Annotated in this window: 15 protein-coding genes; 5 read left to right on the top strand and 10 right to left on the bottom strand. The window is 51.1% G+C overall.

Annotated features, from left to right (window positions below):
* Window positions 1-71: 71 nt before the first annotated feature.
* Entirely contained in the window at window positions 72-347 is a 276-nt protein-coding gene (locus K1I37_RS12795) for a helix-turn-helix domain-containing protein (protein ID WP_021295771.1), read from the top strand.
* Window positions 348-415: 68 nt separating this feature from the next.
* Here the strand turns inward: K1I37_RS12795 and rpiA are convergent, their stop codons facing one another.
* The gene (gene rpiA, locus K1I37_RS12800) at window positions 416-1,090 is read right to left on the bottom strand and encodes a ribose-5-phosphate isomerase RpiA (protein ID WP_021295772.1); all 675 of its coding nucleotides are present in this window, start codon (window positions 1,088-1,090) and stop codon (window positions 416-418) included.
* A 108-nt stretch (window positions 1,091-1,198) separates the two neighbouring features.
* Here rpiA and K1I37_RS12805 point away from each other — a divergent pair, with 108 nt between their 5' ends.
* The gene (locus K1I37_RS12805; protein ID WP_021295773.1) at window positions 1,199-1,717 is read left to right on the top strand and encodes a hypothetical protein; all 519 of its coding nucleotides are present in this window, start codon (window positions 1,199-1,201) and stop codon (window positions 1,715-1,717) included.
* A gap of 51 nt (window positions 1,718-1,768) precedes the next feature.
* Here K1I37_RS12805 and cls read toward each other — a convergent pair whose 3' ends face one another.
* A complete protein-coding gene (gene cls, locus K1I37_RS12810) occupies window positions 1,769-3,214 on the bottom strand; it encodes a cardiolipin synthase (RefSeq protein ID WP_031218236.1) in 1,446 nt (481 codons plus the stop codon).
* Between the two features lie 140 nt (window positions 3,215-3,354).
* Complete coding sequence (locus K1I37_RS12815; RefSeq protein ID WP_021295775.1) at window positions 3,355-4,128, bottom strand: SDR family oxidoreductase; 774 nt, start codon at window positions 4,126-4,128, stop codon at window positions 3,355-3,357.
* Window positions 4,129-4,268: 140 nt separating this feature from the next.
* Here K1I37_RS12815 and K1I37_RS12820 point away from each other — a divergent pair, with 140 nt between their 5' ends.
* Complete coding sequence (locus K1I37_RS12820) at window positions 4,269-5,849, top strand: putative polysaccharide biosynthesis protein (protein WP_021295776.1); 1,581 nt, start codon at window positions 4,269-4,271, stop codon at window positions 5,847-5,849.
* On the opposite strand, the gene K1I37_RS12825 is transcribed toward K1I37_RS12820, so the two are convergent.
* The 5 genes from K1I37_RS12825 to K1I37_RS12845 form a co-directional block, all read right to left on the bottom strand.
* Window positions 5,839-6,447: an undecaprenyl-diphosphatase gene (locus tag K1I37_RS12825; RefSeq protein WP_201766379.1), complete on the bottom strand. Its 609-nt coding sequence runs from the start codon at window positions 6,445-6,447 to the stop codon at window positions 5,839-5,841. The two genes, K1I37_RS12820 and K1I37_RS12825, sit on opposite strands and share 11 nt — an antisense overlap.
* Window positions 6,425-7,804: a sensor histidine kinase gene (locus tag K1I37_RS12830; protein ID WP_021295778.1), complete on the bottom strand. Its 1,380-nt coding sequence runs from the start codon at window positions 7,802-7,804 to the stop codon at window positions 6,425-6,427. The genes K1I37_RS12825 and K1I37_RS12830 overlap by 23 nt, the downstream gene beginning before the upstream one ends.
* Complete coding sequence (locus K1I37_RS12835; protein WP_021295779.1) at window positions 7,801-8,487, bottom strand: response regulator; 687 nt, start codon at window positions 8,485-8,487, stop codon at window positions 7,801-7,803. Before K1I37_RS12835 ends, K1I37_RS12830 begins: the two co-directional genes overlap by 4 nt.
* Before the next feature lie 32 nt (window positions 8,488-8,519).
* Window positions 8,520-9,059: a small multi-drug export protein gene (locus K1I37_RS12840; protein ID WP_021295780.1), complete on the bottom strand. Its 540-nt coding sequence runs from the start codon at window positions 9,057-9,059 to the stop codon at window positions 8,520-8,522.
* A gap of 242 nt (window positions 9,060-9,301) precedes the next feature.
* Window positions 9,302-9,907 carry a nitroreductase family protein gene (locus K1I37_RS12845; protein WP_021295781.1) on the bottom strand — a complete coding sequence of 202 codons (606 nt, stop codon included), beginning with the start codon at window positions 9,905-9,907 and terminating at the stop codon, window positions 9,302-9,304.
* A 237-nt stretch (window positions 9,908-10,144) separates the two neighbouring features.
* Between K1I37_RS12845 and K1I37_RS12850 the strand changes: the two genes are divergently transcribed.
* Window positions 10,145-10,651, top strand: coding sequence for a hypothetical protein (locus K1I37_RS12850; RefSeq protein WP_021295782.1), 507 nt, complete (start codon window positions 10,145-10,147; stop codon window positions 10,649-10,651).
* On the top strand, window positions 10,629-11,132 hold the full coding sequence (locus tag K1I37_RS12855; RefSeq protein ID WP_031218243.1) for a hypothetical protein: 504 nt from the start codon (window positions 10,629-10,631) through the stop codon (window positions 11,130-11,132). The genes K1I37_RS12850 and K1I37_RS12855 overlap by 23 nt, the downstream gene beginning before the upstream one ends.
* A gap of 98 nt (window positions 11,133-11,230) precedes the next feature.
* Here the strand turns inward: K1I37_RS12855 and K1I37_RS12860 are convergent, their stop codons facing one another.
* Window positions 11,231-11,779, bottom strand: coding sequence for a DoxX family protein (locus K1I37_RS12860; protein ID WP_021295784.1), 549 nt, complete (start codon window positions 11,777-11,779; stop codon window positions 11,231-11,233).
* Window positions 11,780-11,972: 193 nt separating this feature from the next.
* Window positions 11,973-12,491: a hypothetical protein gene (locus tag K1I37_RS12865; protein ID WP_021295785.1), complete on the bottom strand. Its 519-nt coding sequence runs from the start codon at window positions 12,489-12,491 to the stop codon at window positions 11,973-11,975.
* Window positions 12,492-12,794 lie beyond the last annotated feature (303 nt).

The following is a 12,794-nucleotide window of genomic DNA, read 5'->3' on the forward strand; positions in this document are numbered from 1 at the left end:
TGACCCAGGGGTTCATCCGTGCATAGAACTGCACACTTTTGGAAAAAACCATGGAAAAGGAGGTTTTATCGTTGCCACAGACAGACTTTCATCTACTATCCCGTGAACAGCTGCGTCACCTCGTGTTCGATCTCGGCAAAACGGATGCCGAGATTGCTCAAATGTTCGGCATATCCACCAATACGGTTCACCATCGGCGCCGGCAAATGAACCTGTTAGAGGGACAAATGACCTCGGAAGAACTGGCCGAAGTCGTTCGCCTCGCGGAACAAGTGAAACACCTGCCAAAGGAAGCTGTCGCCGAAGTTCGAGCGATTGTTGAACGGTATCAACATCCCACTTGGTAAGACCATATTCGACAGGCAGCGTGGCCTATGCCTTGGTCAAGTCCGGCATTGGCAAAATGGAGACCGAATCACGACCGCTCCACCACGTCGACGCCGCGCGCTGAGCCCACAATCACAAAACTCGCCAAATCGGGGAACAAACCGGTTTCCACCACACCTGTCAGGCGTTTTAGGCGGTCGTGCAACGCTGCCACGTCGGGCACTGAAGCAAACGTCACATCCACAATATAATGTGCGTTGTCCGTCACAAACAGTTCATCGCCGTCCTGGCGCATTGTCGGCCTTCCACCCAGCGCGCGAATGCGTTCAACGGTCGTCTCGACTGCGAATGGAACGACTTCCACGGGAATACTCACACCATCAAAAGAATCTACACGCTTCGACTCATCGACAATGACAATCATCTGCTTCGAGGCACCGGCAACCAATTTCTCGCGCAACAACGCACCGCCGCCGCCTTTCACCAGTTCCAGTTTCGGCGTGACGGCGTCCGCACCATCAATCGTGATGTCGAGCACAGGATGTTCTCGAAAATTGGTCAGCGGAATGCCCAACTCCTTCGCCATCACTTCCGTGGCCTTGGACGTCGGAATCCCCTTGATTTGCAACCCCTCTTGAACCAGACGCCCCAGTTTTTGTAACGTATAGTATACGGTCGATCCCGTCCCGAGGCCGAGCACCATCCCGTCCTTCACATAATCGAGCGCACGCTCACCTGCTACGCGCTTATACGCATCTGACATTGTCATACATCCTCCTCATGTGATAATTTCTCGAGAACTCATCCATCCTACGCAATGGGAACCACTTCAATTGCGCCACGCCCAGTCCTTTGGTCCAGGAGGTCGAATATGAAACCAACCATGTTGTGCTGCATTGCATTGGCGACCGGTTTGTCCTTCGTTACCCTGTCCGGGTGTACCACCCAGAATGCAAGCACCAACAACCACCCGACGAGCCATCTGTCGAACCATTCGACAAGCAATAGCTTACGGGTTCAGAATGCTTCATCGACAGGGACAGCGAACAACACATCGGCACCTTCGCCCGCACCACAACTCACGCTGGAGCAAATCCAGTTCGCGGACAATCAAATCACTTTCATCTTGACTCATGGAGATATGCAACACACTTATGTAAACCCGCACATCACGTCGGATAGAAAGCAGTTTATTGTCACACTGAAGCACGTCGGACATGGCGATTATCCGATTGATGTAGCCACACCCGTTGACGCAAATTGGGCAACCAGTTACCAGTTGACTCAAAAGGGTGACAACCTGACCGTCACAGTCGATTTACGACCAGGGTTCTCCACCGTGACGCCGCTGATTGGTGGGGGCACGCAAATTGCCTTTACAATTCACTAGGCCCACGCCAATCGCTGACGAAACGGAGCTGGGCTGATTGAACGCCCAGCTCTATAAAATCGGCGACACGAGACGGGCACACGACTCGGCAATCTTCTCGACGCGGGAACGACCGCGATAGCGCTCCATTGTCAACTCCTCGCAGTACGATAAGTCCTCCTCAAAAATCTGCTCCAGCTGTGCCACGGCCGTCGTGCTATAAATCATTGCATTGGCTTCAAAGTTCAATTTAAAACTCCGAATATCGATATTGGCCGTTCCGACCGACGCAATATGGCCATCCACCACGACGGTCTTGGCATGCAGGAAGCCTTTCGTGTACAGATAACACTTTACACCCACTGCGAGCAATTCCCCAAGGTAAAATCTCGACGCCCAGTAAACCACTCGGTGATCCGGCTTCGACGGCAGCATAATCCGAACGTCCACACCCGCCAATGCGGCAGTTTTTAGCGCAGTCAAGAGACTTTCATCCGGCACAAAGTACGGTGTCTGAATGTAAATGTGGTGTTTACCTGCATGAATCATTTTAATATAGGCGTTGCGGATTTGTTCAACTTCACTGTTGGGGCCACTGGAGATAATTTGCATCCCCACGTCGCCGGTATAGTCCTTCACGCGAAAGTAACTGGCGTCAATGGGCATTGGGGCACTTGCAGCATAGTTCCAGTCTAGATAAAACATCGCCTGCATCTCTAACACGGCACTGCCTTCCACCCGCAAATGCGTGTCGCGCCATGCGCCAAACCGTTTGTTGAGGCCAAGATACTCATCGCCAATGTTAAACCCGCCAATATATCCATACACGCCGTCAATAATCGCGAGCTTTCGATGGTTACGGTGATTCATCCGGAAATTCATGAACGGGATTCGCGATGGGAAAAACGCCGCAACTTGGCCCCCAGCTTCGACCAGCGGTTGAAAAAACGACCTTTTCGTCCAAGTACTCCCCACCGCATCGTACAGCAATCGAACCGTCACGCCCGACTTTGCCTTTTCGACCAACGCGTCCAACAGCTGTTTGCCCAAGTGGTCACTGCGCAAAATATAGTACTCCAAATGCACGTGATGCTTAGCATTTCGGATGTCATTCAATAAAGCCGTGAACTTTTGGTGACCCTCTGTAAAGATCTGCATCTCGTTATCTTGCGTGAAGAAGCCGTAGCTGCTCACCAAATTCATGTAGATTAAGTCCCGATAGTGATGCGTCATCGGATCTTTGTAAACCACTTGCCCCGTCTCAATGCGCGCCTTCTGGTAAGCCGCCAGTCCCTCAATCAGCAGCCGATTGTGGCGCTTGACTTTATACACGCGAATGCGTCCAAGATGCGGTCCCAAAAACACGTACAGTAAAAACCCGATAATGGGGATAAACAGCAAAACCATGAGCCATGCCCACGTGACCGCCGCATTTTGTCGTTCGAGAAAAATAATTGTAAAAGCGGTGAGCAAGTCGACAGCAAATATCAGATAATATATCAAATGAATGACAATCATCTTTTCACACGTCCTCGCCACAACAGGTTCGCAGGCCCTGAGACCATAACAGATTGTTTCGGCGACACAAAACCTTTTTCCTGTCATCGCCTTGCCCACTACACCTCAACTATCCAGAGGTCAATCAACGACCGGTGCAATCACACGTCTTTGCGAAACTCGGGGTTATTGTGCAGAAAGTTGAGCCACATCGATCTCATCGCCTCATTGACCTCGGACTTTGTAAATTGCAACCGCTCTTGCGTCCCGCCAAAGCCAATTTCGGATTTTCCAGACCGCAATCCGTCAAATACGCCATCTGCAAAAACGTCTAACGGCGCACCAAACGTGTGCAGGCCGATGCCACCCAAATCCGTGTTCACAGCTGGCGGCAGAATCTCGATGACTTCGACGTTCGTATCTGCCAACTGTAGCCGAAGCGTCATCGAAAAGGCGTGCAAGCCGGCTTTTGTGGCACTGTAAATGGGTGCCCACGCAGCAGGCGTGATGGCCAAGCCTGAGGAGACATTGACGACCGCCGCGGACTCACGGGATCTTAAGTGGGGCACAAACAGCAATGTCAAGTGGATGGGCCCTTCCAAATTCGCGGCAATTTCCTGACTATAGTCATTCCAATCCCTCGTGGCGCACAGCACATCGACGCGCTGCTGAATACCCGCGTTGTTGACGAGGACATTCAACTCTGGAAACTCACTGGTCACATATGTATACAACGCTTCCCTATCAGCCGGCTTGGAAACATCACAAACCCGCGTGTGCAGCGCCGGATATTTTTGTTTCGCCGCTTGCAGTTTATCTTCGCGGCGCCCGCAAATAATCACGTCGTTGCCCGCCTCGAGAAACCGCTCGGCAAACGCCAAGCCAATCCCCGACGCGCCGCCCGTAATCAATATGGTGTTCCCTTCCATCTTCATCTGTCTGTGCCTCCCCGGCCGAGAAATGATTTGCCTATGTAGTTTAGCCGTTTGCAGCTTGTTTACCAACTGGGCGCATGTGAAGGCATTTCTGGACATACCTATAGATGTCAAGTCCTTACCTACATGAGGAGTCCTTTATGGCTAAACAATCATTTCTACAAGGAGCCGTGATCCTCGCTGGAGCCGGAGCGACGACGAAGATCATGGGCATGATGATTCAGGTGGTGGTCGCCCGCAAGCTCGGTGCGCAGGGATTTGGTTTGTTCCAAACCATCCACCCAATCTTCTTCATGTTGCTGACGATTTCCACACTCGCTTTACCCGCGGCACTTTCCAAGGTGATTGCCGAGAACCTGGCACTCGGGAACATCGCTGCGGTCAAACGTGCGCTGTGGATAGCCCATATCACGGTGATTCTGTTGTCCGTGAGCGTTTGCCTGACCGCCATCGCACTGGCGCCGGCTATCAGTGCCCGGTGGTTAGATCCACTCGGATTTCTGCCGCTGATCGGCGCAATTTTGCGTATCCCGGTGGTCTGTCTCTCCGCGATTATGAGCGGCTACTATATGGGGACACAGAATCAAGGCCCCCCTGCGGCTGCTTGGATTCTTGAAACCGCCGTACGGACCACGGTGACCATACCACTCGTCGTGCTGCTCAATCCACACGGAATTGAATATGGGGCGCTTGCCATCATGATTGGAGCCGGAATTGGTGAATGTGCGGGCTATGCGTATATGCTCTGGCGGTTCTTTGGGCGGGATCGACATTTCATGACCAACGCGCCAGCCGAATTGCCGCGCGCGCGACACATTAAAAAGACGATTCACGATCTCGTAGAAGTCGCACTGCCGACCACGCTGACCAATCTCTGCGGCATTGTCGCCTACGCGTCTGAACCCGTGATGATTTACATCGCGTTCGCCCATGTCGGCATTGCCCGGGCACAGGCGACTGCCCTGTATGGGTCGTTCGGCATGGCGGCAGAACTCTTATTTCTGCCGACCGTGTTGTCATCGTCCATTTCATCGGCCGTCATTCCTGCCGTATCGGAGGCAGCCGCGATGCGCGACACACGGTTGGTCAGTTACCGTTTGAATCAGGTCATTCAAGCGACATTCATGATCGCTTTGCCAGCGACCGTGTTCTTCATCCTGTCTGGACACGATCTCGCCCATTCCCTATACAAAAACCATCTAGCGGGCGCACTCCTGGTGTACCTTGCGCCAACTGTGGTATTTATCTACATTTTCGAGCCGCTCTCAGCGATTCTTCAGGGGTTGAACAAGGCAGCGCTGTCGACTGTCGTCACTTTGTTGACCAGTGGGATTCGCATGGGGTGTATCTACTATTTCGTCGGGCAAGCTGGACAGGGGATCTTTGGCGTGGCGACGTCGATTGCCATCAGCGGCATCGTAGCTACATTCTTAAGTCTCTACTTCTTGCGAGACCTGGTCTCGATGTCGATGAATTTTACACGTCTAGCGAAAATGGTGATTGCCACAGGCCTGGCCGCCATTCCAATTCATCAGATTCAAACGACGTTCGCCGCGACCTCTCCGCTTTTGCAGGTGACGTTCAGTCTCGTCATTGGCGGCCTGGTGTACCTCTTTTGCATTTTATACATGCGGGTTGTTCCCTTGGGCACGTTACAGGAGATTCCGTTTGTCGGGCCCATGATGACAAAATTGTTTGGTCACATGCCGTTTATCTCCTAAGATGTCCTGCATACTGTCCCATGCGAAACATCCGCAAACCGAGATTTGTAACCACGCGCAACGGTCGTGAAAACCCGTGCGCCAGTCGACCGGCCCCAATGCCAATCACCATACCGGCGATAACATCTGTCGGCCAATGTACGCCGACATAGATGCGGGCAACGGCCACGACTGTACTACAAATCGTGAATGTCCAGCAGAGCCACCTAGGACCTTGTCCCCACAACGCACTGGCGATGCCGAATCCACCAGACGTGTGGTCGCTTGGAAATGACCCATCCGCGGAATGTGGAATCAGCTTGTGTGCGCCAAATCCGGCATAGGTGAACGGTCTTGCACGATACCAAAGGGTACCGATGACGACATTGACGAGCAGTGCAAGCGCGCCACCAGCCACCGCAACGACAAGTGCATGCCGTTTTTCTTCGTCTTCCCTTGGCAAGGTGAACCAAGCGACAATCAACCATAGCGCATCCAGCTCCAGCGCATATTCGGCGAGAAACGTCATGATTGCATCAAGCACCGGGATACTGCCCGCATGCTGGTTCAGTGCCCGAAACACAACCACGTCAAACTTATCCACACGAATTGGTGGCATCCCCCTTGAAGAGCGGTAAATACACCGTAAAGGTTGTCCCAGTACCGGGCGAGCTCTCTACGCGAATGGCGCCATCATGCGCCTCGACAAACTCTTTTGCGATAGCTAAACCAAGACCCGTCCCACCGGTCTGTCGGGAGCGGTCTTCATCGCCTCGATAAAATCTGTCAAATAAAAACGGCAAGTGGTCAGCATCAATTCCTGGGCCAGTATCAGAAAACGCCAGAAGCAGCGCGTCGGCCTCGTTTGCTACAAAAACGTCGATACGCCCGCCGTCCGGGGTATAGCGCAAGGCGTTCCCCAACAAGTTGACGCAAACCTGTGTCATGCGGTCGGGATCGACATTGGCCCACACATTCGCCGATTCCTCGACGCGCAATGTCAGCTGGATATCGTGATCTATCGCCTCGACTTCAAAGTTATCGACAATTCTGCGGAGAAACATGGCCATATCCACCCGCTCTTTATGCAACTCGAGCTTACCGACCTCCGCCAGCGACAAATGGTGCAAATCCTGAACAAGTCGCGACAGGCGAATGACTTCGTCGTGCAGCGGCAATAGATCTTGGGGTTTCACAGTCCTGACACCTTGCTGCACGAGTTCCAACTGTCCCTGCATAATCGTCAGTGGAATGCGCAGCTCGTGGGCCACATCCGCGACCAGGTGTCTGCGGGCTTCCTCAGTGGCGTACAACTGTTGCGTCATCTGGTTAAATGCGCTAGCCACCTCACCAAATTCGTCCGCCGTGGCAACGGGTATCTGGGTCGTTAGATCCCCTGCCGTAATTTGTTTAATTGCCTTTAATATCTGCTTTAATGGCCGGGTCATGCGGCGCGCCATCAAGGCGCCAGTCAGCAATGCTAAAACGGCGGCGATAATGACGCCCCACATCAAGGCGAGTGTCATCGCATGGAGTACCGTCTTCTCAATTTGATAAAGCCCTTCAAGCCCAAGGCCATAAATATGCATCGTGGCAATTTGCCGTCCGTCGTCGATAATCGGAATCGTGGCGTCCAAATTCGTATCGTGCTGACCAAGCGGCGTTCCAATTTCAACGACCGACTGCCCCTTGTGATTGACAACGACCAATTGCTCGGGCAAATCTTGCCTGGCTCTTGCATGTGCCAATACGTCCTCTAGGTCAGCACTCACATGTTTCCACGAGTGACCCTCGGATTCATAAAAGTAACTCACCAAATCCGCCCACTGAACAGCATTCCGTTCACTCGCCTGGGAGGCGTACGATTGAAACAAGCGCTCCAAGTCCTCGTGGGCCAACACGAAAAACGCACCAGACATACAGATGATGAGTGCGGCAATGATGGCAAATAACTTGCGCGTAACAGATATTTTCACAAGTTATCACCAAATCGGTAGCCCATCCCGTGTACCGTTTGAATAAACTTCGGATCCGCCGGATTGTCCTCCAGCTTCTTGCGCAAATGGCTGATATGGCTGTCGATTGTACGCTCGTAGTTCATATACGCGTCGCCCATGACAGCGTGCAACAACTGCAATCGACTGTATACGACACCTGGCTTTGCCGCCAAAGTGACTAAAATTTGAAACTCCGCTGGGGTCAACGAGATTTCCTGTTGACCTTTCCACACTTTGAATTTGGATTCATCGATTTTCAGCGTCCCGCGGACGTACACGGATTGGGTGGTGGAGGCGTCCTGCGTCCGCCGCAACACAGAACGCACTCTCGCAACCAATTCACGGAGGCTAAACGGCTTGACAATATAATCATCGGCGCCGATTTCCAAGCCCAACACCCTATCGGCCTCCTCCGTTCGCGCAGTCACCATGATAATCGGCGTATTTGACGTCGCCCGCAGTTGCCTGCAGACGTCAATACCGCTTTTACCGGGTAACATCCAGTCCAGCAAGATAAGATCCGGCTGCCTTTCATTCACCATCTCCATCGCCATATTGCCATCCGTGGCCGTGCTGACAGTGAAACCCTCCTGCTTTAAAAACGGCCGGATGACATCAAGCACTTTCGGTTCGTCGTCCACCACCAAGATATGTTGAGCCATCAAATCACCTGTTTGTTAGAATACGTGAGGCATTACGTGTGAACCCCAAATAAATGCGCGACAGATTCACCACCGTAGGCAATTAAGAAAGAAGAGCCAATCATACCAATCAGCACACTCGTCAAGACGAAGCGCACATCCCAGCGCATCGCAAAGCCAACCGCAATCGACACATAGGCGCCGAGTAGAGGCGATAACAACGTAAGTATCCACACACCGTACTTTCCGTACTTGCGGGACCACTTCTCGGCCTTTTGCAATTTGCGTTTGACCCATTTCCAGCGCTCCATGATTTCGTTAAACGTCAACACCATCAGGGGAATCGAAATCAAGTTGGCCAGAATGCTGATGAGCGCCCCGGAGAGCGGATGAAATCGAAGCGGGATACTGGCGAGCGCAGCGGGTTGCGCTTCAAACACAATAGAGGTGCCAATCAGCGAAATCGTGGAAAGCAATTTCCCTTCGAGAATGCCAATAAACAATGCAGCCAAAAAACAGCCACATCCGATGCAAGCCCCGTATACGACACGCCGGACAAAGGATGTCGACTGTTCGACTTCCGTCTCGATCAATGTCAGAACATCTCCCCAACCACAAATTCTGTCTCTGTCTTCAATCAACGCCTACCTGCCCACGTTACGATTATAGAGCGGAAATATGCATGTCAGATGGAGATTTTATGGAGATGGACAACTGTGCAACAACATAAGGGCGGTCAATGACCGCCCTTATGTTGTCTGTTCTCTTCAATTATACCCGAATGCGCGCAGAAAAAACGTACGCTACATTCTTGTCAACTTGAATGCGAAACGGCTTACTTGAATACCTTCAGCCTATCTGCCACAGGCTTGAACGCTTTGTCTCCTGCCGGTGCAACGATCTTGCCAAACGGCATTTGGGCAACCAGCTTCCAGCTCTCTGGCAACTTCCACTCCGTCTTGACGCGCTCGTCAATGAGCGGGTTGTAGTGCTGCAAATTCGCGCCAAGCCCTTCCGATTGAAGTGCCATCCAGATGACGAGCTGATGCATCGCATTGGTGTGTTCCGCCCACACTGGGAAGTTGTCTTGATACAGCGGGAATTGCTTTTGCAAGTCCTCAACGACCGTCATATCTTCGAAGAACAGAACCGTACCGTAACCAGCGCGGAAGCCATCCATACGTTGTTGCGTAGATGCGAACTGATCAGCCGGCACAATCGCCTTCAGCACTTCTGTCGTGATGTTCCACAGTTTGTCGTGTTGCTCGCCCAACAGCACCACAATGCGCGTGCTCTGCGAATTAAACGCAGACGGCGTGTGCTTGACAGCCTCTTCAATAATTTCTTGAATGCGCTCGTCGGAGATGGGTGACTCCTTGCTAATCGCGTAAATCGAGCGCCGTTCACGAAGCGCCGTGAGCAGTTCCTGTGTATTTGCCATTTTCGTGTTTTCCTCCGCATCCACAATATGTCTAGTTCGTTACTTACAATCTGTATTCTACTATATTAATTGAAATCAGTGCAAGATAAATCTGCCCCTATCATCGACAAACGACCCAACATGCCGAAAACAGCAGAAATATGTCGAATTCTGTAATGATTCGAGGTGTAAGTGTGACGTCCCCGGTAAAACATAATAAGGTGTCACCCAAGTATTTCGGTGGGAAGGAACAGCCAAATGCAAATGCAACTACCACTCGCTGCTTTGTCTGCCTGTTCATCTGTCATTCTGTTTTCGCTTGTACAGAAGAGATTATCTGTGTTGGATTTCGCCTTTCTGTACTGCGTCATTCTCATTCTCACGACGGCGACCTTTACTGTGTTCGACGTGAACCTGCACTATGTAACTATCCAGCGGACCCCCATGGTTGCATTTTCGACTATCATCGTCCGCATCGTTACCATTCCGGTCCTCATCATGATAGCCGTCGATGCGCTACAGCGTTCGGAAGACAAAAAACCACGGTGGTTTTTTGCCACATGCCTATGGGGTGGGCTGGCCGTTTTCGACTGGATACTCGATTTTTTCAAAATCATCACCTATCGCCACTCGTTCGTTGCGCATATGGGTAGCACCCTCGTGATGTACTTGGGATTTATTAGCGTTTCGTGGTACTTGGTCTGGTGGTATCGAAATTTTAATGAGAGTGGTTTGAGCAGAGATGATTCGTCTGACCGTGTATGATACCCAGTTGAACACCAATGAGTGGGCTGTTTTATTGGCCGTTTGTTTGGGGAGCATCGTCGTATATTTTCTACCACGCCGCTTCTCATGGAAGCTATCCACTTTGTTTTTCATGTGCGGCGTCACATTTGGATTTTTGTTCGATCACGTCCTCAGCGTGATCCCCATCAGTTTTTACGACGTCAATGACAGCTCGGAGTTTGAGTTCATCGACTTTTTGTCGTACCTGATGTACGGCCCCGTCAGCTATATATTTTTCTACCTATACGACTTCCTACACATCAGGGCCAAGTTTAGCCCCATCTACATTCTCTGTTGGGCGCCTCTTTCAACCTGCATGGAATGGGTCGCGAAACGATGCGGTATTTATCACTATAGCCACGGCTACTCAATCAACGTCTCGTTCGTCATTTACCTCATGGTTCAATCCGTATGGGTTTGGCTATTTTATCTCCTGCGTAAAGCAGAGGCGAATACGTAATGGGCGATTGAGCAAATATGACTGCCCCGAAACGAGGCAGTCATATCGCAATGTGATTTAATACATCAACTTTCTCGGTTGTGTTTTTACCGCCATCTTCAGGCAAACAGCTTAGGATTATGTCCGGAACTGTCATTCAAAGTATTTTGCGAGCGACGAAAACGTCTCCTCACCCATGGAATGATAAAATAGTCGAGGCCTAGATAAGCTGCGTTATAGCCAGCTATCAGCAAAAACATCTCCCATATCAGCATGTTCGGATTCGTGCTCGACGTGCCTGCCAGCAAATACGCCATGTTCATGCATACACCCATCAGAGCAGCAAACGTCGTAAAGCAACCAATCACCAGCGCAACGCCTACCAACAGTTCGCCGAAACTCACGACCAGACTGAAAATTTTCGCGTGCGGCAGTGCCACGTCGCGGATAAAGTCTGCATACCATCCCTCTACCGTTGGATGCGCACCCGTACTTTGCGCAATCGCCCCGCGTAGGAATCCAGAAACACCTACACCTGCCTGACTTCCCGTCCAAACCGGAGAACCCACCTTCTCCAAGGACGCTCGTATCCACTCCACACCAATCCAGATTCGCAGTGCCGTCAGAACCATTCTCGCATACGGGTTTTCACGAAGAAATTTGACCATCGTCCTTGCCTCCTAAGAAGCGCACGCGATTGCTACGCTTCCTTCGATGGCTTCATTATCTTGTTTTTCGGCGATGCGCATCAGACACAAAGGAACTAATTTGTGATATCCAAACAGACTAGTCAAATCAGCTCATCCATCACCATGACGCAGGCGCATATCGGTCATTCCTATGAGTTCAGCTTCCAACCTCTTATTTCCGCGGATTTTCGTGATTTTCTCGTTCAATGTCCTGAAATATCTTCTCAAGGCGTGAAAGCTCGCTGGTCGCCTTCTTCAATTCCTCGTTTGACGTGTCATCGCCCTGCAGAGGAAATAAAAGAAACCGAATGGCGGACAAGGACGTTCGAACTTCGTTAATGACTGCCCAAGGCACCTGATGGTCTTTTTTGAGCGTTCGTTGTTCCTCCCGTAACGTCTTGTGCTTATATCCCAGATGTGCGACAGAACAGTAACCTATCAACTGCAATATCACAGCACTCGACGACTCGGAAGATATATGTCCCAAAAACAAATCTAATCCCATAAACAAGAACGCCATGCAAACTGCAATGATGACGCCGGCAAAATACGCTGTCGCGCCAACCAATGCAAGTCCAAAGATAAACGCGGGATGTCCCGTCATCCCGCCCCACACCGCAAGTCCAGCGATTGCAATCGCTACCATCAAATTTTCATGTCGGACCGTAAACAACATGACCCGTTTATCCAAACGACCACCCCCTGAGATGAGGTATTCCAATAGCCGTTTCATATCTTGTAATACCAGCTTTCTGGATGCTGAAGTGATCTCATTTTAGGTTAATTTCATCCTAACTCCGTCCACAAACGATAGCGAGATATAGACGGACTAATTGTATATAGTCCGTTTGGACCATTTTAAAGCACAAACAGTACCGATTTTTTGGGCGCCCGTCACCCAAAGTCTTGAATGTATCGTCACATGTGAAAATCATCATGCAAATTGGGGTTGGGCTTATGTCATCCCAACCCCATGTGCAAATTTCGCGATACC

It is taken from the genome of Alicyclobacillus acidoterrestris, assembly GCF_022674245.1.
In the GTDB taxonomy this organism is placed as follows: domain Bacteria; phylum Bacillota; class Bacilli; order Alicyclobacillales; family Alicyclobacillaceae; genus Alicyclobacillus; species Alicyclobacillus acidoterrestris.